The sequence below is a fragment of the Pseudomonas sp. 58 R 3 genome (genome assembly GCF_900006605.1).
In the GTDB taxonomy this organism is placed as follows: Bacteria; Pseudomonadota; Gammaproteobacteria; order Pseudomonadales; family Pseudomonadaceae; genus Aquipseudomonas; species Aquipseudomonas salomonii.
Map to the genome: position 1 here is coordinate 26,327 of NZ_CVTT01000038.1, position 25,783 is coordinate 52,109.

The window sequence follows — 25,783 nt, forward strand, 5'->3', positions numbered from 1 at the left end:
GAGGTGTCTGCATCGCAGGCAAGCCAGCTCCCACACAAGCCCGCTCCCACCCTGGATCTCGATCTTAGACAGATTTAGCTCAGAACACGTTGATCGGGTAATCCACGATCACGCGGTATTCATCCACATCCCGGTCCACCGCCGAGTAGCCACTGCCACCGCGGTTTGTTGCCCACTGCAGGCGCACGGCCAGGTCCTTGGCTTTGCCGCCTTGCACCACGTATTTCAAGTCGATGTCGCGTTCCCAGTGCTTGGCGTCTTTGCCGTCGGCGCTGTACCAGGCGCTGTAGCCACGGCTGTTGGGGTCGACCCTGGTCAGGTCGGTCTTGCCGCTGATATACGACACGGCGGACGTCAGCCCAGGCATGCCGAGGCCTGCAAAGTCGTAGGCGTACTTGAGCTTCCACGAGCGCTCGTTGGGGCCGTTGAAGTCTGAGTATTGCTGGGAATTGTCCAGGTACACGCTGTCGCCCTGGGTGATGTAGTCGAACGGTGTGTTGCCGTTGACCCGCTGGTACGCGGCGGTGAGGCTGTGGTTGCCCACGCCCACGGTGAAATGCAGGCTGTAAGTGTTGTTGTCGATGCTGCCCAGCAACGACTGGCCGGTGTCCTGGGTGTGGTAGTAGTGCAGGCCCGGGTTGAGGCTGACCAGGTCGTTCAGCGCGTAGGTGTAGTCCAAGTCGTAGTAGTACTGGTGCCACACGTCCTTGAGTTCGGAGGCGTACAGGTTGCTGGTCAGGCCCGGAACGCCGCTGAAGGACACACCGGCCCAGTTCAGGTGCTGGCTGTCGGCGTTGGCGGGCAAGGTGCCGTAGCTGGTGCCGATGCGCCGGTGGCCGCTTTGGTTGTAAAGCTTGGTAAAGCTGGCCTGGCCGCCTTCGAGCATCCAGCCGTCGAAGCTGTGGTTGGTCAGGCTCACACCCCGGAACGTCTGCGGCAACATGCGAGTCATACCGCCGGCGATCACCGGGTTGTTAAGGAACAGGTCGCCGGCTTTGAGCTCGGTGTCGAACGCGCGCATTTTCAAGGTGCCGCCAGCGGTGGAGAACGAGCCAGGCGCTTTGCCGTTGCCGCTGCCGTAAGGCAGGATGCTGGAACCGTCAGTGCCGCCGCCGCCGTCGAGCTTGAGGCCGAGCATGGCATTGAGGTCCAGACCAAAGCCGACGGTGCCCGGGGTGTAGCCGGATTCGAAGGTGCCGATAAAACCCTGGCCCCATTCTTTGCTGTCATCGGTGTGAATGTCGCGGCGGTCGCGGTTCATGTAGTAGTTGCGAGTGTTGATCTTGAGGCTTGAGCCTTCGGCGAAACCGTCAGCGGGGGTCGAGTCTGCCGCGTGGGCAAGGGGGACGATCGTTGCTGCAATCGCGAGGAATAACGGGGTGAACGTCAGCGAGTTCTTCACCGGTTTAGCTCCTTTGGTCAATCGAAAACGGCCAATGTCGTGAGGGCGTGCCTGGCCTTTTTTTACGGCAAAAAAAAGCCGCTGAAGTCAGCGGCTTTAAACAGATTCCCAGTGTAGAGCCCTGGAAATAAGTCGAGGGAAATTCGGGTGAGCGGGAAGCTGCCTTGCCGTCGCGCTCATCGGTGCGTCAAAGTAACGCAGGTGAGCGGTGCGATATAGAGTGTAACAAGATAATGACTGTTGCCCAAACCGCAACAGTCGGGAAGCTGCAGATCCAGTGTGGGGGCTGATCCACATTGGATTGAGGTGTACTGGAGAGTTAGACCGGCAAGGTAATGCCAAAGGTGTTGCCGCCCCCCTCACTGCGCACAAACACATCGCCGCCATGCATCAACGCAATCGCCTTGACGATCGCCAGCCCCAGGCCGTGATTCGCGCCGCTGTTACTGCGTGACGCGTCCACCCGGTAGAAGCGTTCAAACAAGCGCGGCAAATGCTCACTGGCAATTTCATCGCCGGGGTTGGTCACCCCAATCGCCACCCACTGCTCCTGCACTTCAATGCTCACGTCGATGATCTGCCCCGGCGCGGTGTGCTGCACCGCATTGCTCAGCAAGTTGATCAGCGCGCGGCGCAGGTGGGCTTTTTCGATGTGCACCAAGGCGTCGCCGCGCACGCGCACGTTGACTTGGGCGTCTTCGAGGATGAAGTCCAGGTAGTCGAGGGTGGTGGCGACTTCATCGGCCAGGGAGCTTTCGATCAGTTTGGTGGCCTTGCTGCCTTGGTCGGCGCTGGCCAGGAACAGCATGTCATTGATGATCGAGCGCAGGCGTTCCAGCTCTTCGAGGTTCGATTGCAGCACCTCGAAGTAATGCTCGGCCGAACGACCACGGGTGAGCGCCACTTGGGTCTGGCCGATCAGGTTGGTCAGCGGCGAGCGCAGTTCGTGGGCCACATCGGCATTGAATGACTCCAGGCGTGAATACGCCTGTTCGACCCGATCCAGCGTGGCGTTGAATGAGTTGACGAACTGGCTCAGCTCCGGCGGCAAGGGCGACAACTGCAAGCGCCCGGAGAGTTTGGGCGGGGCGAGTTTTTGCGCTTCATCCGAGAGCTTGCCCAGCGGTTTGAGGCCGATACGCGAGACCCAGAAGCCCAGCAGCGCCGCCAGCGCGACGCCGACACAGGCCAGGCCGATCAAGACCATCAACAGATGATGCTGAGTGGCGCGGAAGTTCTCGGTGTCGATGGCGATCATAAAGCGCAGTGACGGGCGTTGATCCTTGGCCGCGAACTGGCTCACCAACACTTTGAACGGGTATTCATGGCCAGGCAGGCGCAGGTCGCGCTTGCCGGTCGGCCCCTGGGCGAATGCGCGGATCTGCGCAGTGGGGTTGCCGTACTCGTAGCTCGGGTCGCTGCTCACCACCCAGAAGCGGATGCGCGTGTCTTCTTCGCCGAGCAACTTCAATTTGGCGGTGATTTTTGCCCAGTGATCGGGTGTACCGAAGCGGTTCACCGAGGACTCCAGCACGCTGTAGCGCGCATCCAGTTCGGCGCCCGGCAACAAGCCCAGGCCGCGATCCACTTGCTGGTACAGCGCGCCGCCGATCAACACGAAGATCAGCAGCGCCACCAACGTGAACATGCCGCTCAGGCGCACGGCGATGGAGTTAGCCGACACTTCTGCTCTCCAGCACATACCCCATGCCACGAATGGTGTGCAGTAACTTGTGTTCGAACGGCCCGTCGAGCTTGGCGCGCAGACGCTTGATCGCCACTTCCACCACATTGGCGTCGCTGTCGAAATTGATGTCCCAGACCATTTCCGCAATCGCGGTCTTGGACAGGATTTCACCCTGACGCCGTGCCAATACGCTGAGCAGCGAGAACTCCTTGGCGGTCAGGTCCAGGCGCAGGCCATTGCGACTGGCCTTGCGGCTGATCAGGTCGATCCACAGGTCGGCCACGGTGACTTGCACCGGCTCATGCCCGCCGCTGCGGCGGGTCAGCGCTTGCAGGCGCGCCACCAGTTCGAGGAACGAAAACGGTTTGCCCAAATAATCATCGGCGCCTTCACGCAGGCCACGGATGCGGTCCTCCACACGCTCGCGGGCGGTGAGCATGATCACCGGCGTCTGCTTGCGTGCCCGCAGTGCGCGCAACACCCCAAAGCCGTCGAGGCCGGGCAGCATCACGTCAAGCACGATCACCGCGTAGTCGTTTTCCAGCGCCAGGTGCAAGCCCTCGACGCCTTCACGTGCTACATCGACGGTGTAGCCTTGCTCTGTCAGGCCGCGGTGCAAGTAGTCCGCGGTTTTTTCTTCATCTTCAATAATCAGGACGCGCATGACCCCGCCTTTAGTGTGTGGTCGCCAGCGCCGGCGCTGGTTTGGGCCTGTGGAAAAACTTCTCAAGGTACAAGTATATGACCGGTGTGGTGAACAGCGTCAGCGCCTGGCTCACCAACAGGCCGCCGACCACCGCGATCCCCAGCGGCTGGCGCAGTTCCGCGCCTGGTCCGGAGCCCAGCATCAACGGCACGGCGCCGAGCAGGGCGGCGAGGGTGGTCATGATGATCGGCCGGAACCGGGTGACGCAGGCTTCATAAATCGCCTCCTCAGGTGGCAGCCCGCGCACGCGCTGGGCTTCCAGGGCAAAGTCGATCATCAGGATGCCGTTTTTCTTGACGATACCGATCAGCAGCACCAACCCGATCAAGGCCATGATCGAAAAGTCCTGGCCCAGCAGCCACAGCATGATCAACGCGCCCAGGCCCGCCGAGGGCAAGGTGGAGATGATGGTCAGCGGGTGCACGAAGCTCTCATACAGCACACCCAAAATAATATAGACCGCCACCAGCGCCGCCAGGATCAGCCACGGTTGGCTGGCCAGCGAACTCTGGAACGCCTGGGCGGCGCCCTGGAAGGTGCCGATCAGGGTGGTCGGCATGCCGATTTCGTTCTTGGCCTGGTTGAGCATGATCACCGCATCGCCCAATGCCACGCCGGGTGCCAGGTTGAACGACAGGTTGGCCGCCGGGAACATGCCGTCATGGCTGATGGACAACGGCCCCACGCTGGGCGGGTCGACCTTGGCCAGTGCCGACAGCGGCACCATCTCGTTGGTCAGCGGTGAGCGCAGGTAGAAGTAATTCAGGCTTTCGGCCTTGCCGCGTTGCTGGGTGTCGAGTTCCAGTACTACCTGGTACTGGTTGATCTCGGTTTGGAATTCGTTGATCTGGCGCTGGCCGAATGCGTCATACAGCGCCTGGTCGACGTCTGTGGCGGTGAGGCCAAAGCGTGCCGCCGCCTGGCGATCGATGCTGATGTGGGTGATGCTGCCGCCCAGTTGCAGGTCGTTGGACAGGTCGCGAAAGGCCGGGTTGGCGCGCAGTTTTTCGGTCAGGCGTTGGGTCCAGGTATTGAGCGTCGGGCCGTCGTTGCTCTTGAGCACATATTGGTATTGGGCGCGGCTTGGGCCGGAACTCAAGTTGATGTCCTGGCCGGCGCGCAGGTACAAGACGATGCCGGGCACCTTGGCCAGTTTGGGGCGGATGCGGTCGATGAACTGGCTGGCGGACACATCGCGGTCACCGCGGTCTTTCAAGGCGATCCAGAAACGGCCGTTGGCGATGGTCTGGTTGCTGCCGGTCACGCCCACCGAGTGGGAAAACGCGGCCACCGCCGGGTCGGCCTTGACGATCTCGGCCAGAGCCTTGTGCTTGGCGACCATGTCCGGGTACGACACGTCGGCCGCCGCTTCGCTGGTGCCGAGTACAAAGCCGGTGTCCTGCACCGGGAAGAAACCCTTGGGGATAAACACGTAGCCGACCACGGCCAACGCCAGGGTCACCATGAAGATCGCCGCCATGCTGCGTTGATGCGCCAGCGCACGGCGCAGGTTGCGCGCGTAGCCGGCGAGCAGGCGCTCGCTGAAACCCGGTTTGTCATGGGCATGATGAGTCGGCGCGCGCATGAACAGGGCGGCCAGGGTCGGCGCCAATGTCAGCGAGACCACCACCGAAATCAGGATGGTCGAGGTGGCCGTCAGCGCAAACTCCTTGAACAGCCGCCCGACCACGCCGCCCATGAACAGCAGCGGAATAAACGCCGCCACCAGCGAGAAGCTGATGGACACCACGGTAAAACCGATTTCGCCGGAGCCCTTGATCGCCGCCTCGCGCTTATCCAGGCCCGCCTCCAGGTGACGGTGAATGTTCTCCACCACCACGATGGCATCGTCGACCACAAAGCCCACGGCGATCACGATCGCCACCAGCGTCAGGTTGTTCAAGCTGAAGCCGAGCACATACATCAGCGCGAAACTGGCGATCAGCGACACGCCGAGCACACTGGACACAATCAGCGTCGCCGACAATTGGCGCAGGAACAGCGCCATCACCGCCACCACCAGCAAGATGGCGATCAGCAGGGTCATTTCCACTTCATGCAAGGACGCGCGGATAGTCTTGGTGCGGTCGCTCAACACGCTGACCTGCACCGAGGCCGGCAGCATGCCTTCCAGGCGCGGCAGCTCGGCTTGAATGCGGTCCACGGTCTCGACAATGTTGGCACCGGGCTGGCGCGAAATCACCAGGTTGACCCCGGGCGTGTCACCGGACCAGGCCTGCACGTAGGCGTTTTCCGAACCGTTGATGACTTTGGCGACATCACGCAGCTGCACCGGCGCGCCGTTCTTGTAGGAAACGATCAGTTGGCCGTATTCCTCCGGGTGAAACAGTTGGTCGTTGGTGGATAACGTCGACACGCTGTTCTCGCCGTAAATCGCACCTTTGGCCAGGTTCAGGCTGGACTGCTGGATGGCCAGGCGCACATCGGCGAGGGTCAGGCCGATGGCCGCAAGTTTGTCCGGCGAAGCCTGTACACGAATCGCCGGGCGTTGCTGGCCGGTGATGTTGATCTGGCCAACGCCGTCAATCTGGCTGATCTGGCGTGCCAGCAGGGTTTCCACATAGTCGCTCAGCTCGGTGCTGGGCATGCTGTCGGAACTGACGCTGAGGATCAGCACCGGGCTGTCCGCCGGGTTGACCTTCTTCCAGGTCGGCAGGCTCGGCATGTCGCTGGGCAGCTTGCCGGAGGCGGTGTTGATCGCCGCCTGCACTTCCTGCGCGGCGGTGTCGATGCTTTTGTTCAGGGTAAATTGCAGGGTCAGCAGGCTTGAGCCCAAGGCGCTGCTGGACGTCATCTGGGTCATGCCGGGGATGGCGCTGAATTGCACTTCCAGGGGCGTGGCCACGGATGAGGCCATGGTGTCCGGGCTGGCGCCGGGCAAGGTGGCGGTGACCTGGATGGTCGGGAATTCCGCTTCCGGCAGTGGCGCCACCGCCAGGCGCGGGAAGGCAATCAGCCCCAACAGCACCAGCGCAAAGGTCAGCAGCAGGGTGGCAACCGGGTGGTCGACGCACCAGGCGGACGGCGAACGGCTGCCGCTCATGGTTGCACCTTGGCTTGGGCGGTCTGGATCACTTGCGGGGGGTCTTTGAGCACCTCGATCTGCGCGCCGGCCTTGAGCCGTGACTGGCCATCGCTGACCAGCACGTCACCGGCTTGCACGCCCTTGATGATGTTCACGTCGCTGTCCTGATACGCCACCTGCACCGGCACGATCTCAACCTTGTCGCCTTTGACGCGGTACACAAAGTGCGCATCGAGCCCACGTTGCACCACGGTCGGCGGCACCACCAGGGCATTTTTGTCGAGGGCGGTCTGGATCTTGATGGTCACCAGTTGCCCCGGCCACAGGCGCTGCGAGGCGTTATTGAATTCAGCCTTGGCGCGCAGGGTGCCGGTGGTGGAGCTGATCTGGTTGTCGATCAGGCTCAAGTGGCCTTCGCCGAGCAGGTCGCCGGTCTGGCCGTCGGTGTCGGCGCCCATGTAGGCATCGACGCTGGCCTTTGTGGGCGCGGCGATCAAGCCTTGCAGGGTCGGCAGCATCTGTTGCGGCAACGAAAACTCCACGGCGATCGGATCGATTTGCGTCACCGAGAACAAACCTTGGGTATCACTCATGCGCAGGAAGTTGCCTTCATCCACGGTACGAATGCCGACACGGCCGGTGACCGGCGAGCGAATCTGGGTGTAGGAAAGCTGGACCAGGGCCGAATCAATTGCGGCCTGATTACCTTGCGCCGTGGCCTTGAGCTGGTTGACCAGGGCTTGCTGCTGGTCATAGGTCTGCTTGGACACGCCGTCGTCGACGCTCAGCTCTTTGTAGCGCTTGAGGTTCACCAACGCCACTTGCAACTGCGCCTGGCTTTCACCCAACTGCGCCTTGGCCTGATCGAGGCTGGCGCGGATCGAACGGTCATCGATGGTCGCCAACAGGTCACCGGCTTTGACCAATTGGCCCTCCTTGACCAGCAGCCTGGTGAGGATGCCGTCGATTTGCGGGCGGATCACCACGCTGTGCAACGACAGCACCGAGCCGATACCGCTGACAAATCGCGGAATGTCCTGCTGCGTGACGCTCACCACCCGCACCGGGATGGCGGTGGACACCGCCAGTTTGCTTTTCGCCGGTCGGTTGAAGGCCCAGGCTGCAATCGCCACGACCACCAGGGCACCCACGAACAGGGCGGTTTTTCGTTGAATGTGCATGGGGTGTGGCGCCGGGGCAAAGGGTCGGGAGTGTGAGGGTTCTTTATAGCCCGCCAACCCGGTCAGTACGGTGACTGCTAACTGACAGCGCTGTCAGTAAAGTCCGACCATTCGTACCGGCGGTGGTTAAAGATCCGAGGCGCGCAGGTATACTGCGCGCCAGCGTGGCCCGCAAGCCGGCCGCCGCCTCATTTTCTGCACGCTCCGGAGCTTCCATGACTTCCCCGACACAACCCCCTGTTGAAGCGGCCGACCTCGTCGATCCGGCTGACGCTCAAAGCGTTGAAAAAGCCGAGATCCCGGCGTTCAAGTTTCCGTTCAAGCCGGGTGAACTGGCCGGGGCCAAAAACGCCGCCCAGCCCTGGTACAAGAATGGCGCCAAGAACGGTCACACCAAGTCGCCAGGCATGGCGCCGCCGGGCACTCGCCGCTCGATGGGTAAACGCTGAGAATAGAACCATCAGCGTTTTATCAGGTGTGGACTACAACGCCTGCTGATATTTCTGATTGAAGACCCACGACCGTTTCTAGAAAGCTTGCACCGCCTTGATTGCATCCCGACCGTTTGGATCGCGTCGGGTGCTCAAGGCTGGTCTTTCTGGAAAAGGATGTTTCCCGTGGCTCTGATACCTCTGTGTGCAGCACTTGCTCTCTTGCTGTCGATCAACGCCGTGGCCGACGATGATCAACCCCGGCGCGAAATCCGCTTCGCCGTTGCCGCGCAGTTCCCGCCGTTTCAGAGTCGCAGCCCGCAAGGTCAATTGGTGGGCTTGAACATCGACTTGGGCAATGCCCTGTGTACACAGTTGAATGTGCGCTGTACCTGGGTCGACCAGGTGCTTGTCGAAGACTTCCCGGCCCTCGAAGCCCGGCAGTTCGATGCGATCATGGGCATGGCCGCCACCTCCGGGCGGCGTCGGTTGGTGGGGTTCACCGATAATCTGTATCCCTTTACCACGCGTCTGGTCGCCCGCCGGGACTCCGGCTTGTTGCCCGACACACGCTCGCTCAAGGGCAAGCGTGTCGGTGTACTGCTGGGCAGCAACCGCGAAGCCTTTGCGCGGTCGCAGTGGGCACCGGCGGGCGTCATCATCAAGAGTTTCTGGCTCAACGACGAACTGACGCGCAGCCTGGTGGCCGGCACTATCGATGCGACGCTGCAAGGCACTGTGGAAATTCGCAGGGCGCTGCTCGACACCCCGGATGGCCAGGATTTCGACTTCCTGGGGCCGCCCTTGTCCGGTGAGCTGTTAGGCAACGGCATTGCCATTGCGGTGCGCAAGTTTGACTCCCGCTTGCGTAACGACCTCAACCACGCGCTTGAACAATTGATGCACAACGGCGAATACCAGCGGATTCTGGCGCGTTATCACTTGGATGAGCCGCCCTCCATTCAATGATGGCCAATTAATTGAGCGGAGCATGAGCTGCACCAGTGTTTTGCATGCCATGGCCAACAGGCAGCCATACCCGTTCAACTGTGGGAGCTGGCCGCATCGAGCCTAAGCCGCTCTCAACGAAATAAACGCATAGTTGGCCGGCACCTCAGTGGCAATCTGCGCCCCCGCATCCAGCACCTGCTCGGCGATGTCCATGCCGGACACATGAAACACCCACTCATTAGCCACCGAGGGTTGCCCAATCGCCCACTCGAGCGCCTGGGCGAAGGCCGCCATGTTCGGCAGGTACGCGGTAAACCCATCGCCCTTGAGCGCCGTAGTACGAATACCCAGCAAGGCGCACACGGCCTCCTTGGTCTGCACATCGTCACGGTCGGCCTGGCGTGAGCGGCGGATCAGCTCGGCCAACTCGGCATCCATCAATTCACCGCCAACGATCAGCGCCGGCCCCTGTTCCCAGGACTCTGGCGGGCAATCCTTGGCGGCGGGGTTCAATGGAATGTGCGGGTTGATTTCCATCGGGTAGATGCGGCACACCAGCGGGCGACGTTCATAGATGCGGCAACGGTTGTCTTCGTCAAGATTCCGGCAACGCCCGGCGTTGTAGGCGGCAAAGGTAATTGCCACAAACGCCTCGGTATTGCCGCTGGGGACCACCACTGAGCGCAGTTGGGCGTGCTCGCGTTGTTGCACCGGCAAGCCCAGGCCGCTGGCGAGAAAGCCTTCTGCCAGAACGATGACGTCACCGCCGTCAGCGGCCCAACTGCGGGCTTCTTCGAGGGTCAGGGGGACGTGATGGTCGCTGCAGCATTTGCCGCAACCGACGCAGGAAAAGTGAGTGTTCATGGAGGATCTGTCACCAGGCAAGGTCAGAGGGCACTCTTGAACGGTGACGGGTTTTTGCCTCTATTCACTGTTCAGGCTCAGTGGAAGCAAGTTATGCGCCAGTGCCGGTCAGTCTTCGGGCACCTGGTCGCGCAGCACAAACACCATGCCGGCGCTTTCATACAACTGTCGGGCGCGCTGGTTGCTTTCCAGTACCTTCAGGTCCACATAGGGCTCGCCGCGTTGCTTGAACACGTGGAAGGTGTGCAGCAACAAGGCACGCCCCAGCCCCTGGCCCTGGGCGCACGGATGGATCGAGAGGTTCTTGATAAACGCGCTGGTCCAGCACTGGGCTACGCCCAGAATGCCGTCTGCGTTACTGGCCACCAGGCATAGTGTGGGATCGAACTCGGCGTCGGTGATGAACTGCCGGCGCCACTCTGCCAGGCTGGGGACACGGCCGCCGCCCTGTTCCTGGGTCATGCGCAATACGGCATGGATGGCCGGGGCCAGCTCATCGCGGTAATGATCCAGCCGGGTATTGGCCGGCCACTGCGGGGCTGGCAGGCTGGCGGTAAGGTCGCGGCGCAGCAGTTGAAAATACTCCGCCACCGCTTACAGGCCTTTTTGCGCCACAGTTTGCGCGGCAACCACCAGGCACTTGGTCAACTCGGGCGACGAGAACTTGGTGAGCACCGCGTCGGCACCGGCCAGGCGGGCTTTTTCGCTGTTCATCGCGCTGTCCAAAGAGGTGTGCAGCAGCACGTAAAGCTCCTGGAAGTCCGGGGTTTCGCGCAGGGTGCGGGTGAGGGCGTAACCGTCCATTTCAGACATCTCGATGTCCGACACCACCACGTTGATCTGCTCGACCGTGCCTTGCAGCTCCAGCAGCACATCAATGGCTTCCTTGGCACTGCGCGCGGTGTGGCACGTCAGGCCGAGGTTGCGCAGGGTGTGTACCGATTGCTGCAGAGCCACCTGGCTGTCGTCCACCACCAGGATTCGCGCGTTACCGAGTACTTCGGCTTCTTCCATGGTCAAGTCGGTCGGCGCCGCTTCAACGGGGGCCGGGGCGATGCCGTGGATGACCTTTTCGATATCCAGCACCTGCACCAGGCCGCCTTCGACCTGCGTCACACCGGTGATAAACGAGCGATTGCCGCCGGAGCCATAGGGCGGCGGGCGGATGTCGGTGGTCAGGCAGTGCACGATCTTGCTCACCGCCTGCACATGCAGGCCCTGCTTGGAACGGCTGACATCGGTGACGATCAGGCAGCCACCGTTCGGGTCTTGCAGCGGCATCTCGCCGAGGGCGCGGCTCAGGTCGATCACCGACAGCGAGGCGCCGCGCAGGGTGGCGATGCCTTTGACGTGCGGGTGCGACTCCGGCAGCTTGGTCAGCGGCGGGCAGGGGATGATTTCACTGACTTTGAGCAGGTTGATGGCCATCAGCTTGCCGCTGCGCAAGGTAAAGAGCAGAAGCGAGAGTGAATCTGCGCGGGCTTTGGTGGTGGACATAAAAACCTTCTGTGGATCAGGGAGGACGATCTATGGAAGGTTATCGACTTGGGGGAGCCAGGCTTTAACCGGATTTTGTGTCGGGCTGGGCTCGGTGTCAGCCCTTCCAGACTTGTGGGTTGACCAGATCCTGCGGACGCTGCCCCAGCAAGGCGCTGCGCAAGTTATCCAAGGCACGGTTGGCCATGGCTTCACGGGTTTCATGGGTGGCCGAGCCGATATGCGGCAGGGTCACCGCATTGCTCAGCTTGAACAGCGGCGATTCGGCCAGCGGCTCCTGCTCGTACACATCCAGCCCGGCGCCACGGATTTTCTGGGTTTGCAGCGCCTCAATGAGTGCCGGTTCGTCCACCACAGGCCCACGGGAAATATTGATCAGGATCGCGCTGGATTTCATCAGCCCCAACTCACGGGTGCTGATCAAGTGGCGCGTCTTGTCGCTCAACGGCACCACCAGGCAGACGAAATCCGCTTCGGCCAGCAGTTGGTCCAGGCTGCGAAACTGCGCGCCCAGCTCCTGCTCCAGTTGGGCCTTACGGCTGTTGCCGCTGTACAAAATCGGCATATTGAAGCCCAGGCGCCCACGCCGGGCCACGGCTGCGCCGATATTGCCCATGCCGACGATGCCGAGGGTCTTGCCGTGTACATCGCAGCCAAACAGCGGCGCGCCAACACTGGCTTTCCACTGGCCGGCCTTGGTCCAGGCATCCAGCTCGGCCACGCGGCGGGCGCTGCTCATCAGCAGGGCGAAGGCCAGGTCGGCGGTGCTTTCGGTGAGCACGTCGGGGGTGTTGGTGAGCATGATCCCGCGCTCATTGAAGTACGGCACGTCGTAGTTGTCGTAGCCCACCGACACGCTGGACACCACTTCCAGCTTGCTCGCGCCTTCGAGCTGCGCACGCCCCAGCTTGCGGCCTACGCCGATCAGGCCATGGGCGTGGGGCAGGGCTTCATTGAATTGAGCGTTGAGGTCACCCAGCTTGGGGTTCGGCGCGATCACCTCGAAATCCTGTTGCAGGCGTTCGATCATTTCCGGGGTGACGCGGCTGAAGGCGAGGACAGTCTTTTTCATTGCAGGCGGGCTCATCGACTACGGGAGAATGGTAAGCACGCTAACATTCCTGCCGACAATTGTCAGGACACCGCCGACCCCATGTGCACACAGTTGATCTGTGTTGCCAGGTATAAATCAGTTCGCCAGGCGCGTGCCGCCGAGGCTGCCGCTCAACTCGTACGCCACCAACTCTGCCTGATGCGCCGCCAGAATCTCCGGCAACGAACCGCGCAGGTATTCCACCCAGGTCTTGATCTTCGCATCCAGGTACTGACGCGACGGGTAGATGGCGTACAGGTTCAGTTCCTGCGAGCGATAGGTGGGCATCACCCGGACCAGCGAGCCGTTGCGCAGGCCTTCGATGGCGGCGTACACCGGCAGCAGGCCGACGCCCATGCCGCTGGTGATCGCGGTTTTCATCGCATCGGCCGAGTTGACCAGGAACGGCGAGGTGTTGATCGCCACGCTTTCCTGGCCTTCGGGGCCATTGAAAGTCCATTTATCCAGCTGCACCACCGGGCTGACCAGGCGCAGGCAGGCGTGGTTGAGCAAGTCCTGAGGCCGCTGCGCGCAGCCTTTGGCCTTGACGTAATCCGGCGAGGCACAGGCGATGCTGTAGGTGATACCCAGGCGCTGGGACACAAAACCCGAGTCCGGCAGCTCGCTGGCCAGCACGATGGACACGTCGTAACCCTCGTCGAGCAGGTCCGGCACGCGGTTGGCCAGGGTCAGGTCGAAGGTCACGTCGGGGTGGGTGCGCCGGTAACGGGCAATGGCATCAATCACGAAATGCTGGCCGATGCCGGTCATGGTGTGCACTTTCAACTGCCCGGCGGGGCGCGCGTGGGCGTCGCTGGCTTCCGCTTCGGCTTCCTCGACGTAGGCGAGGATCTGCTCGCAACGCAGCAAATAGCGCTTGCCGGCCTCGGTCAGCGCGATGCGGCGAGTGGTGCGGTTGAGCAAGCGGGTTTGCAGATGGGCCTCAAGGTTGGAGACCGCGCGCGAGACGTTGGCGGTGGTGGTGTCCAGTTGCACGGCGGCGGCGGTGAAGCTGCCGGCCTCGGCCACGCAACTGAAGGCGCGCATATTTTGCAAAGTGTCCATGGAGTGTTCTCAAGGGAGATAGCAAATTGTGACAGAAAGTTACGCCGTCCAGTGATCCCTACCAACGGATTATCGCCTGAACGGTAACAAAGATTCACAGGAATGCCAGCTTATCGTTCCCCATGGCGCCCCCTAGAATTGCGCCACCTTCCCCGCCTCACCACCTCAGGAATTCGTTCGCCGTGCCGCGTCGCATCAGCAGAGAGCTGAAGGCTCTCATCAACAGAGCGCTGAAGGCTCTCAGTGTTTTGGCCTTATCGTTAGCAATCAGCGGCTGCATCGGAACCGGAGGAATCGCCCCCCAAGGCCAGGCCCTCGACGCCAATCACTTGGCTACCGACCAAGCGATCCAGAGCGCCGCCCAGGACGCCCATTGGCCCACCACACAATGGTGGCAAGCCTATGGCGACGCGCAGCTCAACCGCTGGGTCGACCTCGCCACGCAAAACAGCCCGAGCATGGCCATGGCCGCCGCGCGGGTGCGGGAAGCGCGGGCCATGGCAGGGATTGCCGAGTCGGCCGAGTCGCTGCAGGTCAACAGTGACACCACCCTCAAGCGTCACAGCTGGCCGAAAGATCAGTTCTACGGGCCGGGAGCCTTGAGCGGTGCCAATACCTGGGACAACACCTCGTCCCTGGGCCTGAGCTACGCCCTCGACCTGTGGGGCCGCGAAAGCAATGCCAGCGAACGCGCCGTGGACCTTGCGCACATGAGCGCCGCCGAAGCGCGTCAGGCCCAGCTCGAATTGCAGAACAATGTGGTACGCGCCTATATCCAGCTGTCGTTGCACTTCGCCAACCGCGATATCGTCGCCGCCACCCTGGCCCAGCAACAGCAGATTCTCGACCTGGCCAACAAACGCCTGAACGCCGGGATCGGCACGCATTTCGACGTCAGCCAGGCCGAAACGCCCTTGCCGGAAACCCATCGCCAGCTCGATGCCCTCGACGAAGACATCGCCCTGAGCCGTAACCAACTCGCGGCATTGGCCGGCAAAGGCCCAGGCGCAGGCGCGCAACTGCAACGCCCGAGTTTGTCCCTGGCTGCGCCGCTGAAGCTGCCCTCAAGCCTGCCCGCGCAATTGCTCGGCCAACGCCCGGATGTGGTCGCCAGCCGCTGGCAGGTCGCCGCCCAGGCACGCGGCATCGATGTGGCGCATGCCGGTTTCTACCCCAACGTCGATCTGGTCGGCAGCCTCGGCTATATGGCCACCGGCGGTACGATGCTGGGGTTTCTCAGCGGGCAGAAATTCAACTACACCGTGGGCCCGGCGATCAGCTTGCCGATCTTCGACGGCGGTCGTTTGCGCGGGCAATTGGGCCAAGCCAGCGCCGGGTATGACATCGCCGTGGCCAAGTACAACCAGACGCTGGTCAACGCGCTCAAGGGCATCAGCGACCAGTTGATCCGCCGCGAATCCATGGACAAGCAAGCCACCTTTGCCGCGCAGTCGGTGGCCTCTGCGCAGAAAACCTACAACATCGCCATGATCGCTTACCAGCGCGGCCTCACCGATTACCTCAATGTGCTCAACGCCCAGACCCTGCTGTTCCGCCAGCAACAGGTCGAGCAACAGGTGCAGGCCGCGCGCCTGAGTGCCCATGCCGAGCTGGTTACGGCATTGGGTGGCGGGCTCGGCGCCGGCGACGACGTACCACAGGACGCCAAGACACTTCCCGGCAAAACCCCGGCGGCGCTCGCCGTGTTCGATCACTGAGTAGATTGCAATGACTCCCTTGCCTGCACCGCTGCGCTGGTTGCACGCCCTTGAGTGGCGCCGTGGTTTTTTCGACTGGGCACGCAGTGATGGCGTGACCTGGGTGTATATCTTCAAGGTGCTGATCGCCGCATTCCTCACGCTATGGTTGGCCATGCGCCTGGAGTTGCCGCAACCGCGCACGGCGATGATCACCGTGTTTATCGTGATGCAACCGCAGAGCGGCCAGGTGTTTGCCAAGAGTTTCTATCGCTTCCTCGGCACCTTGGCGGGCTCGACGGTGATGGTCTTGTTGATCGCCTTGTTTGCGCAGAACACCGAGTTGTTCCTCGGCGCATTGGCGATCTGGGTGGGTATCTGCACGGCGGGTGCCACGCGTAATCGCAACTTTCGCGCCTATGGTTTTGTGCTGGCCGGTTATACGGCGGCGATGGTGGGTTTGCCGGCGTTGGCGAACCCGGACGGCGCGTTCATGGCGGCGGTCTGGCGGGTGTTGGAAATCTCCCTGGGGATTATCTGCTCCACCGTGGTCAGCGCCGCGATCCTGCCGCAAACCTCCAGCGCGGCGATGCGCAACGCCTTGTATCAGCGTTTTGGCGTATTTGCGCTGTTCGTCACCGATGGCCTGCGTGGGCGCAGCCAGCGTGAAGGTTTCGAGGCCAGCAACGTGCGCTTTATCGCTGAAGCGGTGGGCCTGGAAGGGCTGCGCAGTGTCACCGTGTTCGAAGACCCGCACATGCGTCGGCGCAATGGTCGGCTCAGCCGCCTCAACAGCGAATTCATGAGCATCACCACGCGTTTCAACGCCCTGCACCAGTTGCTCGAACGGTTGCGTACCGATGCGGCCGATCACGTGGTTGCGGCGATCAAGCCTGGCCTGCAGGACCTTGCCGAAGTGCTCGACGGCTTCTCCGGCCGGGCGCTCACCAGCCCCGACGCTGCGCGGCTGGTTAACCAGCTCAGCGCCTACAAGGACGGCCTGCCCGCCAAGGTGCGTGCTCTGCGTGCGGCCTTTGAAGAGGGCAACCCGAGCGAAGCCGAGCAGCTGGATTTTCATACCGCCTATGAGCTGCTTTATCGCTTTGTCGATGACTTGCACAACTACGCGCTGACCCACGCATCCCTGGCCGAACACAGCCATGAACGCGAACAGTGGAACGAGACCTTTATCCCCAAGACCAACTGGCTGGCCTGCGCGGCTTCGGGGATTCGAGCATCGTTCATCCTCGTCGTGCTGGGCAGTTACTGGGTGGCCACCGCCTGGCCCAGCGGCGCAACCATGACCCTGATTGCCGCCGCTACGGTCGGCCTGTCCGCCGCCACGCCCAACCCCAAGCGCATGGCGTTCCAGATGGCCTGCGGCACCTTGGTCGGCGCACTGGTGGGCTTTGTCGAAATGTTCTTTGTGTTCCCCTGGATCGACGGCTTCCCGCTGCTGTGCGTGATGCTCGCACCGGTGATCATCTTCGGCGCGTTCCTGGCCTCACGCCCGCAATATGCCGGCGTGGGCGTCGGCCTGTTGATCTTCTTCAGCACCGGCTCGGTGCCGGACAACCTCACGGTCTACAACCCTTACACCTTTATCAACGACTACATCGCCATGATCATCGGCATGCTGGTGTGCGCGGCGGCGGGGGCGATTATCCTGCCGCCCAACAGCCGCTGGTTGTGGCGCCGCTTGGAGCAGGACCTGCGCGAGCAAGTGGTGTACGCGATCAGCGGCAAGCTCAAGGGCCTGGCCTCGAGTTTTGAAAGCCGCACCCGCGATTTGCTGCACCAGGCCTACGGCCTCGCCGCCGGCCAGCCGCACGTGCAGCGCGACCTGCTGCGCTGGATGTTCGTGGTGCTGGAGGTCGGCCACGCAATCATCGAGCTGCGCAAGGAACAGGCGATTTTGCCGGTGCACCCGGCGTATGCCGAATCCCAGCCATGGCGCCAGGCGATCCGCGTGATGGGCCGCTCACTGGTGCGGTTGTTCCTGCAACCCAGCGCCAGCAACCTGGAGCGTGGCCTGGTCGCCGTCGACCACGCGATCAGCCGCGTGCAGGCCACCGACGAACCCTTCGCCCCGCACTTCGACACCTCGGCCCTGCGCCGGGTCAAAAGCTACCTGCACTTTATCCGCACCTCGTTGCTCGACCCGCAATCGCCACTGGCGGCCCTGAAAGGAGCCCCGCATGCCCCGTGAAATCGCGTTCCACGGCCTGTATATGCCGACCATGACCCTGATGTTTTTGATTGCGGCCGTGCTGGCCTGGGCGCTGGACCGCTTCCTGGCCGGGTTCGACCTGTACCGTTTTTTCTGGCACCCGGCGTTGTTGCGCCTGAGCCTGTTCGTTTGCCTGTTCGGCGCCCTGGCGCTGAGCGTCTACCGTTGAGAATGCCCCGATGAAAAAGTTTTTCAGCCTGCTCGCGACCTTGCTGGTACTGGCTTTGGCTATCTGGATTGGCCGCACGCTGTGGGTGCATTACATGCAAACGCCCTGGACCCGCGACGGCCGCGTGCGCGCCGACATTATCAATGTGGCGGCGGACGTCACGGGTGAAGTGGTCGACGTGCCGGTGCGTGATAACCAGCTGGTGAAAAAGGGCGACTTGCTGATGCAGATCGACCCTGAGCACTACCGCATCGCAGTCAAGCAGGCGCAGTCGTTGGTGGCTTCGCGCAAAGCTACCTGGGAGATGCGCAAGGTCAACGCCCATCGCCGTGCCGACCTGGATGCGCTGGTGATCTCCAGGGAAAACCGCGACGACGCCAGCAACATCGCCGACTCGGCCCTGGCCGATTACCAGCACGCGCTGGCGCAACTGGAAGCCGCCGAGCTGAACTTGAAACGCACGCAAGTGGTGGCAGCAGTGGACGGCTACGTCACCAACCTCAATGTGCATCGCGGCGACTACGCGCGAATCGGCGAGGCGAAAATGGCCGTGGTGGATATGAACTCGTTCTGGGTCTACGGCTTCTTCGAGGAGACCAAGCTGCCGCACGTCAAAGTCGGCGACAAAGCCGACATGCAACTGATGAGCGGCGAGACGCTCAGGGGCCACGTGGAAAGTATCTCGCGGGGTATCTACGACCGTGATAACCCCGAGAGCCGTGAGCTGATCGCCGATGTGAACCCGACCTTCAACTGGGTGCGCCTGGCCCAGCGCGTGCCGGTGCGGATTCATATTGATCAGGTGCCGGACGGGGTGTTGTTGGCGGCGGGCATCACTTGCACCGTGATTGTCGATCGCGACCTTTGAGTCTCCTTGATATTCAAACTATCCAAAGAAACACTGCAGAGACCCCATACCCTCTGGGTTCACACCGACTATGTTGGCACCGATGAGGATTCTCTGTTCGCCTAGCTCGGCTAGCAGCACGGGGTTGTTCCTGACTGGGGAATCCAAGTCGTTATAGCCTTGGTTGTTAAAGGCCGGATCCGGTGCGCCGCCGGCGTTGAATTTGGCCACGTAGATCATGTTGCCTGATGAGGCTGTGACAAGGTCGCCCGCGCCGGTATTCATGATGGTGTACCAGCCATTGTCGTAAGCGCTATTGAATTGACTGACCAAGGGGTTGCCTTGATTGAACAATTGATGCGGTGCGCCATTGGGGGTAATGGCGCACAGTAACCCGCTTGTAGCTTCGACATAGTTCATGCCGACTTGGCCGGCGCCTACAAGACTGCGGTCTGCGCGCTCGGTGAGGTCGTTGAAGGTGGTGTGGTCGGTAATGCCCTGCACCCGGAAGACACCTGGGTTTTGCGGATCACCAAAGGTTTTGTCCAACGTGCCGTCGTGGTTGAGTCGGGCGAACATTGCGGAATGGAGTGTAGGGGTGAATCGGGCATGGCCGGCAATAACGATTTTATGGTCGTCGCCCTGGCTGATACAGGCGTTAACGGCAGTCGCGGCAGCGGTGTTCTCCAGTTTGAAGTCCAGTCTGCCATTGCCGTTCAAATCTGCGTCCAATTCACCATTGGGTTTCAAGCGAAATACGGTGCCCACTGTCGAGTACGAATTGTGGCGCTTGGAGTAGTTGGCGGTGATCAGAATGTGTCCATCATTCTGTACGTGCACGGTCGTCGAGTCTTCCGTCAGCCCTTCGTCCTGATGGGTGAGTAGAGTGCACATGCCTTGATTGGCAAAAGTTGTGTCAAATGCACCGTTGCTTTCGAAGCGCGCAACGACTATGTCTGCCCAACCATTGCCTTTGTCACGCCATGTCCAGCCCAGCATCAGGATTTTCCCGTCGGGCTGAACTGTCAGCCTCGAACCTCCGGCTGGCACAGAGGGGGCGAAGTTACCGGTGACCAAGCCATCCTTGCCAAACGCTTTATCAAGTTTGCCGTTGGCGTCTAAGCGGCCTAAGCCAAATATGTTATTGAGGCCGTGTTGAAAAAAGTTGGCACAGAACAGAATGTTGCCTTCTTTATCGGTCGTCAGCCCCTTGAAGAGCTGCAACACGACCAGTTCAGGATGCCCGGCCAGAATCTCATGTAATGTGATTTCTCCTTTTACGCCAAAGCTTGGGTCATGAGTGCCGGACTGTGAAGGGGCGTTGGCCGCGTTCATGTTGGTATGCCTTTATCGGTTAGCGGGGCGCTGCCATGCCGGCACGGGACGTTTATAGCCGAAGCAACAGTCTGAGTCTGTTCTTGGAGGAATACCTCGTCTACTGTCAGATCTGACAGGTATTAAATGGCCAATGGCCTTTTAGGAATGCAGCACAAATGTCTCATGCGCATGCTGCCAAAACCCCGCACCACGCTTCATATGCATGGGCGACTAGAGAAATGCTGCGTTGGCTCTGAGTCTGCGTCGACGTTTTACACGCAATATGCTGATGTAGCGGCGATGATTTTTTGTGTGGAGGAGAAACAGCCCGAACAGTGATTGCAATAAAGGAAGCACTGCAAACATCGTCACTCGGTGGTTTCCCAGATAGTCGGCCGCAAGCACAGCGTTCAACGACGCAACACCTACCAGTAACGCAGAGCCAAAACGAAACCCCACCGCCGCCAAGGCCATGCCAATACACAAGACCAGCAGCAATACCAGAGCCGCCACGATGGCATATTCGCTTGGCAAGTAATTTATGCGGGCGTAGTACAACAGGCTATGTGACAAGTTGCCGGAAATACTGACCAGACTCATGGATACTGCCATGCCCACCGTGAATGCAAAGCGCCGGGTGTAATAACGTAAAGTTTGGGGACCCTGCTTACTCACAATGTCAGTGTTCATGGTTGCTAAACGCCTCATAGATACCGATAGCGACAGAGTTGATATTGCCGGACAGACCGCTGCCTGTAACGGCCAGCGCGGCACTCACTTGATCAGCTAATTGAATGAGTACGTCCTGGCGTAGTTGGACATTGTTGAACCGTTTGGGGAGTGTTCCGGCTAGCTGCTTTAACCGAATTATTTCGCGAGGGTGACGAGGGTTTTGCAGGCGCAGCACTTCATTCGTGAGCTTTGCGCGTTCCTGGCGGCTCATATGCCTCAAGATGTCGGCCACGTTGCGGCCTGTTGTATTTTTGATAGTTATGACGGTCTTTACCGTGGCGAAGGTCGTGCTGCCCGCACCCACTAGCGAAATGCCGTCCAAGGCGACGGTCATTGCCTGATACCAACTCAGACTGTCGTAATACGTGTTCTCAGCAGGGTTGGTGAGTTCTTTGTAGGTTCGCCAAATACCGTTGCCGCATTGCAAAGCACTGGCGGCTGCGGCGGTATAAGCCATGTAAGTCACAGCAAGACTCGAGCCGGCACTTAGAGGGGCTGACGCGATGCCTGCCTTGGCAACAATAACCGCAATCACAGCCCCACCGCATGCCAGGGTCATTCCCACTGCCTCCCTCCATAGCTGCGACTCTTGCGGCGAACTTGCTACCCGCTCGGCATACTCATCGGCCGTCATCGTCTGCCCTGCCACTTCCCGCAAAATCACGCGCTTGGGGTTGATACTGCAAAGCGGCACAAACTCTCGAAGCACCGTCACCTGATAATCGCTGCCGATATGCACCACCCCGGCCCCGACAATGGCCGGGTCGGCGTCAATGCTTCGATAAAGCTTGGGCAGGTCCAGCAGATTGATCAGTCGCTGGCGAGTCGTGGTGTGCGCATCCGGTACACCGTTTCTCAGGAAATCACTTGGCATCCTTTCACCTGTAAGCCAACAGAGGTGAAAGAGCCTGATAAGTCGTGCCTTTTAGATATGTCAGGCGGTTCGCGTTTTTTTGTAGGAACTAGCTAATTAATTACTTTATGGCGCTATAAAAGTTTCGTGCAAATGCCGCCACAACAGCGCGCCACTGGCCTGCTTCTCGAACACCACCGTAGCGCGGCGGTCAGTCTGGGTGCCGCTGTCATCAATTTGATGCTCGCGATAAGTCACCGTGGCTCCGCGTGCATGCCGGTCGATCCCGGCCATTTCGCTCAGGGTGATCTTCAGCCCTGGGCGCATGCCGCCCAAGCGGGTGAATAGCGCATTTACACCGGCCGCATTGACCCGTGCGCCGGTGGCAGGCGCAACCATGCTGAACTCAGGCGAAAACCGCGCGAGCAAGTTCTGCAACGTGCCCTCGGGCGCAACCCCGGCAAACCATTGTTCGATCTCGACGTGGGTCTGGATGACTTCTTCAAAAAAATCGCTGTAATCAATCATTGCTGTGGCTCGCTGGCTGGGTGAAGCAGTGCCCGTACTCTGGAAGCATCCAGGCGCAGCACCGCGAAAAAGGGCAGCAGTGTCAGGGCTGCGGCTATCGTGAAGGTAATGGCGAAGGAATCCAAGGCCGACAACAGCGTACTGAGTGCCGCCGCACCCAGGCAAAAGCTCACTTGCCGATTGATATTCCACAACGCACTGGCGTGGCCCATGTGTTCGGCATCAATGTCGAGAAACGCCAGCGTCTGCGCGGTGCTGCTGCACAGGCTGCCGCCCAGGCCCATCAAAACGTAGGCGGGAATTACCCAGGTTGGTTGGTTCAATAACACGATGCCGAGGCATTGCAGGGCCATGCCTGCCAGTAGCAACGGTTTTGGGCCGCAACGATTGAACAGTTTTTTGCTCAGGTAAATCGCCACTGCCGACGCCAGTGCCCACGGCAGCATGAGTGCGCCGGTCTGTGTGGCGTCATAACCGAGGCCGCGCAGATAGAGGATGGCGATCAGGCTGGTGCCGATAAATACCCCAGGGATGCACAGGTAGACCAGCATCGCCACCCGCAGCATCGGGCTGCGGATTTGCGTGAAGAGACTCCCCACATCCAGTGCCGGGCGCACGGTCGCGGGCACGTCGGGTTTTATCCACAGCACTGCCAGCAGCAAAGTGATCAACGCCAGCGGCAGGTTGGCGTAGAAGATCCAGCGCCAGGACACGCTGTCGACTATCACGCCACCCAACGCGGGGGACAACGCTGGCACCAGCAGGGCCACCGACATGACGCGCGCCGTCAGTGAGCTGCGGTCCGCGGGCGGATAATGTCGATATGCCAAGGCTTGCCCCACCGGGATCAGCAGGCCACCGCCCAAACCTTGCAGCAACCGCCAACCGATCAACGCTTCAATCGAACCAGCCTGGCCAACCATCACCGAGGCTCCGGCGAACAGCAACAGGCTGACGGCGATCAGGTTGCGTTCGCCCAGCATGGCGGCCAGCCACACACTGAAGGGAATGATCACGGTCAACCCGAGCATGTAGGCGTTGCTGACCCAGGCCAATTGCGTCACCGAGGCGTGCAGTTCCAGGGCGATATCCGGGTAGGCGACGGTGGCGACAAACATGTTCACCAGGTCCAGGGCAAAGCCGAGTAAAAAGATCCAGGCGACTTTCGAGCGGTAGGTCATAAACGCGATCCTGCGAGTGAAGCGGGCAGGGTAGGCGTGATGCAGGGTTTGGGATACGCCGGTTTGCCTGTTAGTTTGTCAAAAATATTTTGACAAAGGAGGCGGCTGCCGATGGTCAGCCTGGACCGATTCGACACCTTCAAGGCCGTGGTCGAGGCCGGCTCGCTCACCGCCGCCGCCGATCGGCTGGGCCAGACCCGCGCCGTGGTCAGCTTCAACCTCAAGCGCCTTGAGGCGGAGCTGGGCGTTACCTTGCTGACCCGCAGCACGCGCCAATTGGCGCTGACTGATGCCGGCGAGCGCTTTTACCTGCGTTGCACGCGCATGCTCGAAGAAGCCCGGTTGGCGGTGGAAGAAGCCCGCTCTGAACATGCCCAACTCAAAGGCACCTTACGCATCACCACCACGGTGGAATACGCGCTGGCAGTCGTCGCCCCGGCGGTGGAGGCTTTTCGGCGCCTGCACCCAGACTTGAACATTCACTTATCCACATCTTCCACCCATGCCGATTTGATCTCCGAGCGCTTTGACGTGGCGATTCGGCTGGGGCGACTGCTCGACTCCAATCACCGGGCGGTGCAGCTGTCGACCTATGAGGTGTTTGCCGTAGCCGCGCCCGAGTTTGCCCAGGTGCAGACCCTGGATGCGTTGGAGCGCGTGCCCAAGTTAGGCCATGGCCGCTTGACGGAGCTGAGCCTGACCGACCCCGCCGGCGGCGAGCATCAATACCGTTCCGGCCCTGCTGCGCTGGTGGCCGACAGCGCCTCGGTTCTCCAGGCCTTCGCCGTGCGTGGGCATGGTGTGGCGGTGCTGCCGCAATGGCTGGTGCAGGGCGATCTGGAGGCGGGGCGGTTGGTGCGGTTATTGGCGGACCATCGCTTTGCCCCGCAAGGCATTTATGCCATGTACCCGGATACACGGCATTTGCCGCTGAAGGTGCGGGCGTTTATTGATTTTATGAAGGGTTAGAGTGAGCCCGAGAGTCCAAAGCGCTTCTTCAGGACTTTCTCCAGCAATCCTTTTGGCAACAACGCCGCCATCAACGGCAGCGCTCGGCTGCCATTGCCCGCACGCAACATCCGGGGCGGTGTTGGTTGTTGCACAGCCTTGAGCACTTGAGCTGCAAATTGCTCGGCCGAAGTCGGGTTTCCCTGCGAAGCCTGGGAGCGCGCACGAATGCCTTCGCGCAAGGGCCACCAGGGCGATTGTTCGTTGATCAGCAGTTCGGCCTGGGCGCCGGCGTTTTTCGCGAAGCTTGTGTTGATGGCTCCCGGCTGTACTTCCAGCACGCGCACGCCAAATGGCGCCAGTTCCATACGCAATGCATCGCTCAAGGCATGCACCGCCGCTTTCGAGGCGCAGTACGCACCGGCAAACGGCGTGACCAGCACACCCGAAACACTGCCGATATTCACCACCAGACCTTTACTGCGCCGCAGTGCGGGGAACAGCGCCTGGGTGACGCCGACGATGGAGAACACGTTGGTCTCGAACTGGCGCTGCATGGCTTCGGTGCCGCCGTCGAGCAGCGGGCCCATGGCGCCGTAGCCGGCATTGTTGATCAACACATCCAGTTCGCCGAGTTGTTCGGCCAGGCGCTGCAAGGCCTTGCTGTCGTTGACGTCCAGCAGCACGGCATTGAAGCCGGCAGCGGCAAGTGCGGCGACGTCTGCTTCGCGGCGGGCGCTGGCCCACACGTCAAAGCCTGCGGATTTGAAGGCGTCAGCGAGGGCGCGGCCAATGCCACTGGAACAACCGGTGATGAGTACGTTGGGCATGGATCAATCCTTTGTCAGTCCGAGAAACTGCCTTGCAGGTGCTCGGCGCGAAATTCCAGGGTTTGCGGTCGGTAGCCGGGGCGCAGGGGCGGCGTGGGCAAACAGTCATCCCAAGTGGCGCCGGCTTGTAGTTCGCCGGGGCCGCGATAGCGCGGGGCAGCATAAACGTTATCGGCCAGGTTCACCGTGTCCCCCGGCGCATAGGCGGCGAGGCGCCAGCGCAATTCGGTGAGGGGCACGTCGTTGCCGTTGATCAGCACCAGTTTCAACGGGCGGTCGGCCGGGCACTCTTGAGGCGCGTAGCTGATGCGCAGTTCCAGGCGCGCCAGTTGCGAAGCTTCGCGGCTGTCCATCCACACCACCCAGATGGCGACAAAACCCAGGCCGACGGCGGCGGCCAGCGATACCGGCAAGGCTTTGGCGGGGTAGCGCAGCAGCAGGATCAGCCAGGTGATGATCAGGAGAACGCCGAAGAACATGGAGACCACCTCGAATAGGGAACGAGCATCCTAACTTAAGCGTAGGTGG

24 protein-coding genes are annotated in these 25,783 nt (G+C 61.2%); 7 read left to right on the plus strand and 17 right to left on the minus strand.

What is annotated here, in order from left to right; translation table 11 throughout:
• Nucleotides 1-79: 79 nt before the first annotated feature.
• From BFP92_RS05925 to BFP92_RS05945, 5 genes are all read right to left on the minus strand, one after another.
• On the minus strand, nt 80-1,402 hold the full coding sequence (locus tag BFP92_RS05925) for an OprD family porin (RefSeq protein WP_065912530.1): 1,323 nt from the start codon (nt 1,400-1,402) through the stop codon (nt 80-82).
• A 319-nt stretch (nt 1,403-1,721) separates the two neighbouring features.
• Complete coding sequence (locus BFP92_RS05930) at nt 1,722-3,086, minus strand: heavy metal sensor histidine kinase (protein ID WP_065912532.1); 1,365 nt, start codon at nt 3,084-3,086, stop codon at nt 1,722-1,724.
• Nucleotides 3,076-3,753: a heavy metal response regulator transcription factor gene (locus BFP92_RS05935; protein ID WP_017138176.1), complete on the minus strand. Its 678-nt coding sequence runs from the start codon at nt 3,751-3,753 to the stop codon at nt 3,076-3,078. The genes BFP92_RS05930 and BFP92_RS05935 overlap by 11 nt, the downstream gene beginning before the upstream one ends.
• A gap of 10 nt (nt 3,754-3,763) precedes the next feature.
• Nucleotides 3,764-6,859: a multidrug efflux RND transporter permease subunit gene (locus BFP92_RS05940; RefSeq protein WP_065912534.1), complete on the minus strand. Its 3,096-nt coding sequence runs from the start codon at nt 6,857-6,859 to the stop codon at nt 3,764-3,766.
• The gene (locus BFP92_RS05945; protein ID WP_065912536.1) at nt 6,856-8,022 is read right to left on the minus strand and encodes an efflux RND transporter periplasmic adaptor subunit; all 1,167 of its coding nucleotides are present in this window, start codon (nt 8,020-8,022) and stop codon (nt 6,856-6,858) included. The genes BFP92_RS05940 and BFP92_RS05945 overlap by 4 nt, the downstream gene beginning before the upstream one ends.
• Nucleotides 8,023-8,237: 215 nt before the next feature.
• Between BFP92_RS05945 and BFP92_RS05950 the strand changes: the two genes are divergently transcribed.
• Both BFP92_RS05950 and BFP92_RS05955 read left to right on the plus strand, forming a co-directional pair.
• Nucleotides 8,238-8,471 (plus strand): hypothetical protein, encoded by a 234-nt coding sequence (locus BFP92_RS05950; protein WP_056858969.1) that lies wholly within the window; start codon nt 8,238-8,240, stop codon nt 8,469-8,471.
• Nucleotides 8,472-8,639: 168 nt separating this feature from the next.
• A complete protein-coding gene (locus tag BFP92_RS05955; RefSeq protein WP_065929274.1) occupies nt 8,640-9,422 on the plus strand; it encodes a transporter substrate-binding domain-containing protein in 783 nt (260 codons plus the stop codon).
• Between the two features lie 102 nt (nt 9,423-9,524).
• On the opposite strand, the gene BFP92_RS05960 is transcribed toward BFP92_RS05955, so the two are convergent.
• From BFP92_RS05960 to BFP92_RS05980, 5 genes are all read right to left on the minus strand, one after another.
• On the minus strand, nt 9,525-10,268 hold the full coding sequence (locus BFP92_RS05960; protein WP_065912537.1) for a YkgJ family cysteine cluster protein: 744 nt from the start codon (nt 10,266-10,268) through the stop codon (nt 9,525-9,527).
• Between the two features lie 108 nt (nt 10,269-10,376).
• Nucleotides 10,377-10,859 (minus strand): GNAT family N-acetyltransferase, encoded by a 483-nt coding sequence (locus BFP92_RS05965; protein WP_065912538.1) that lies wholly within the window; start codon nt 10,857-10,859, stop codon nt 10,377-10,379.
• Nucleotides 10,860-10,862: 3 nt separating this feature from the next.
• Nucleotides 10,863-11,765, minus strand: coding sequence for a chemotaxis protein CheV (locus BFP92_RS05970; RefSeq protein WP_017138169.1), 903 nt, complete (start codon nt 11,763-11,765; stop codon nt 10,863-10,865).
• Nucleotides 11,766-11,862: 97 nt separating this feature from the next.
• On the minus strand, nt 11,863-12,837 hold the full coding sequence (locus tag BFP92_RS05975; RefSeq protein ID WP_065912540.1) for a 2-hydroxyacid dehydrogenase: 975 nt from the start codon (nt 12,835-12,837) through the stop codon (nt 11,863-11,865).
• A 117-nt stretch (nt 12,838-12,954) separates the two neighbouring features.
• Nucleotides 12,955-13,923, minus strand: coding sequence for a LysR family transcriptional regulator (locus BFP92_RS05980; RefSeq protein WP_058419353.1), 969 nt, complete (start codon nt 13,921-13,923; stop codon nt 12,955-12,957).
• Between the two features lie 182 nt (nt 13,924-14,105).
• On the opposite strand from BFP92_RS05980, the gene BFP92_RS05985 reads away from it, so the two are divergent.
• Genes BFP92_RS05985 through BFP92_RS06000 form a run of 4 tightly spaced genes read left to right on the plus strand, consistent with a single transcriptional unit; the run spans nt 14,106 to nt 18,887 of the window.
• Complete coding sequence (locus BFP92_RS05985; protein ID WP_065912542.1) at nt 14,106-15,641, plus strand: efflux transporter outer membrane subunit; 1,536 nt, start codon at nt 14,106-14,108, stop codon at nt 15,639-15,641.
• Between the two features lie 10 nt (nt 15,642-15,651).
• Entirely contained in the window at nt 15,652-17,829 is a 2,178-nt protein-coding gene (locus BFP92_RS05990; protein ID WP_065912544.1) for an FUSC family protein, read from the plus strand.
• The gene (locus BFP92_RS05995; protein ID WP_003171907.1) at nt 17,819-18,019 is read left to right on the plus strand and encodes a DUF1656 domain-containing protein; all 201 of its coding nucleotides are present in this window, start codon (nt 17,819-17,821) and stop codon (nt 18,017-18,019) included. The genes BFP92_RS05990 and BFP92_RS05995 overlap by 11 nt, the downstream gene beginning before the upstream one ends.
• A gap of 10 nt (nt 18,020-18,029) precedes the next feature.
• Complete coding sequence (locus tag BFP92_RS06000; RefSeq protein ID WP_065912546.1) at nt 18,030-18,887, plus strand: efflux RND transporter periplasmic adaptor subunit; 858 nt, start codon at nt 18,030-18,032, stop codon at nt 18,885-18,887.
• An 18-nt stretch (nt 18,888-18,905) separates the two neighbouring features.
• Here the strand turns inward: BFP92_RS06000 and BFP92_RS06005 are convergent, their stop codons facing one another.
• From BFP92_RS06005 to BFP92_RS06025, 5 genes are all read right to left on the minus strand, one after another.
• Nucleotides 18,906-20,201 (minus strand): delta-60 repeat domain-containing protein, encoded by a 1,296-nt coding sequence (locus BFP92_RS06005; RefSeq protein ID WP_065912548.1) that lies wholly within the window; start codon nt 20,199-20,201, stop codon nt 18,906-18,908.
• A 213-nt stretch (nt 20,202-20,414) separates the two neighbouring features.
• Nucleotides 20,415-20,873 (minus strand): hypothetical protein, encoded by a 459-nt coding sequence (locus BFP92_RS06010; RefSeq protein ID WP_239694240.1) that lies wholly within the window; start codon nt 20,871-20,873, stop codon nt 20,415-20,417.
• Nucleotides 20,863-21,789, minus strand: coding sequence for an Ssp4 family T6SS effector (locus tag BFP92_RS06015; protein WP_065912550.1), 927 nt, complete (start codon nt 21,787-21,789; stop codon nt 20,863-20,865). The genes BFP92_RS06010 and BFP92_RS06015 overlap by 11 nt, the downstream gene beginning before the upstream one ends.
• 105 nt (nt 21,790-21,894) lie before the next feature.
• A complete protein-coding gene (locus BFP92_RS06020; RefSeq protein WP_065912552.1) occupies nt 21,895-22,296 on the minus strand; it encodes a DUF4440 domain-containing protein in 402 nt (133 codons plus the stop codon).
• A complete protein-coding gene (locus BFP92_RS06025; protein ID WP_065912554.1) occupies nt 22,293-23,477 on the minus strand; it encodes an MFS transporter in 1,185 nt (394 codons plus the stop codon). The genes BFP92_RS06020 and BFP92_RS06025 overlap by 4 nt, the downstream gene beginning before the upstream one ends.
• Nucleotides 23,478-23,588: 111 nt before the next feature.
• Here BFP92_RS06025 and BFP92_RS06030 point away from each other — a divergent pair, with 111 nt between their 5' ends.
• Complete coding sequence (locus tag BFP92_RS06030) at nt 23,589-24,446, plus strand: LysR family transcriptional regulator (protein WP_065912556.1); 858 nt, start codon at nt 23,589-23,591, stop codon at nt 24,444-24,446.
• Here the strand turns inward: BFP92_RS06030 and BFP92_RS06035 are convergent.
• Both BFP92_RS06035 and BFP92_RS06040 read right to left on the minus strand, forming a co-directional pair.
• Nucleotides 24,443-25,255, minus strand: coding sequence for an SDR family oxidoreductase (locus tag BFP92_RS06035; RefSeq protein ID WP_065912558.1), 813 nt, complete (start codon nt 25,253-25,255; stop codon nt 24,443-24,445). The two genes, BFP92_RS06030 and BFP92_RS06035, sit on opposite strands and share 4 nt — an antisense overlap.
• A gap of 14 nt (nt 25,256-25,269) precedes the next feature.
• Entirely contained in the window at nt 25,270-25,734 is a 465-nt protein-coding gene (locus BFP92_RS06040) for a multidrug transporter (protein ID WP_065912560.1), read from the minus strand.
• Between the last annotated feature and the right edge of the window lie 49 nt (nt 25,735-25,783).

Bases quoted from the DNA above. Each gene is read 5' to 3' on its own strand.
- BFP92_RS05945 (WP_065912536.1), bottom strand. From the start codon at position 8,022: ATGCACATTCAACGAAAAACCGCCCTGTTCGTGGGTGCCCTGGTGGTC.
- BFP92_RS06010 (WP_239694240.1), bottom strand. From the start codon at position 20,873: ATGAACACTGACATTGTGAGTAAGCAGGGTCCCCAAACTTTACGTTAT.
- BFP92_RS05970 (WP_017138169.1), bottom strand. From the start codon at position 11,765: ATGTCCACCACCAAAGCCCGCGCAGATTCACTCTCGCTTCTGCTCTTT.
- BFP92_RS06040 (WP_065912560.1), bottom strand. From the start codon at position 25,734: ATGTTCTTCGGCGTTCTCCTGATCATCACCTGGCTGATCCTGCTGCTG.
- BFP92_RS05935 (WP_017138176.1), bottom strand. From the start codon at position 3,753: ATGCGCGTCCTGATTATTGAAGATGAAGAAAAAACCGCGGACTACTTG.
- BFP92_RS06005 (WP_065912548.1), bottom strand. From the start codon at position 20,201: ATGAACGCGGCCAACGCCCCTTCACAGTCCGGCACTCATGACCCAAGC.
- BFP92_RS05950 (WP_056858969.1), top strand. From the start codon at position 8,238: ATGACTTCCCCGACACAACCCCCTGTTGAAGCGGCCGACCTCGTCGAT.
- BFP92_RS05995 (WP_003171907.1), top strand. From the start codon at position 17,819: ATGCCCCGTGAAATCGCGTTCCACGGCCTGTATATGCCGACCATGACC.
- BFP92_RS06015 (WP_065912550.1), bottom strand. From the start codon at position 21,789: ATGCCAAGTGATTTCCTGAGAAACGGTGTACCGGATGCGCACACCACG.
- BFP92_RS06025 (WP_065912554.1), bottom strand. From the start codon at position 23,477: ATGACCTACCGCTCGAAAGTCGCCTGGATCTTTTTACTCGGCTTTGCC.
- BFP92_RS05990 (WP_065912544.1), top strand. From the start codon at position 15,652: ATGACTCCCTTGCCTGCACCGCTGCGCTGGTTGCACGCCCTTGAGTGG.
- BFP92_RS05960 (WP_065912537.1), bottom strand. From the start codon at position 10,268: ATGAACACTCACTTTTCCTGCGTCGGTTGCGGCAAATGCTGCAGCGAC.
- BFP92_RS05940 (WP_065912534.1), bottom strand. From the start codon at position 6,859: ATGAGCGGCAGCCGTTCGCCGTCCGCCTGGTGCGTCGACCACCCGGTT.
- BFP92_RS06000 (WP_065912546.1), top strand. From the start codon at position 18,030: ATGAAAAAGTTTTTCAGCCTGCTCGCGACCTTGCTGGTACTGGCTTTG.
- BFP92_RS05980 (WP_058419353.1), bottom strand. From the start codon at position 13,923: ATGGACACTTTGCAAAATATGCGCGCCTTCAGTTGCGTGGCCGAGGCC.
- BFP92_RS06030 (WP_065912556.1), top strand. From the start codon at position 23,589: ATGGTCAGCCTGGACCGATTCGACACCTTCAAGGCCGTGGTCGAGGCC.
- BFP92_RS05975 (WP_065912540.1), bottom strand. From the start codon at position 12,837: ATGAAAAAGACTGTCCTCGCCTTCAGCCGCGTCACCCCGGAAATGATC.
- BFP92_RS06020 (WP_065912552.1), bottom strand. From the start codon at position 22,296: ATGATTGATTACAGCGATTTTTTTGAAGAAGTCATCCAGACCCACGTC.
- BFP92_RS06035 (WP_065912558.1), bottom strand. From the start codon at position 25,255: ATGCCCAACGTACTCATCACCGGTTGTTCCAGTGGCATTGGCCGCGCC.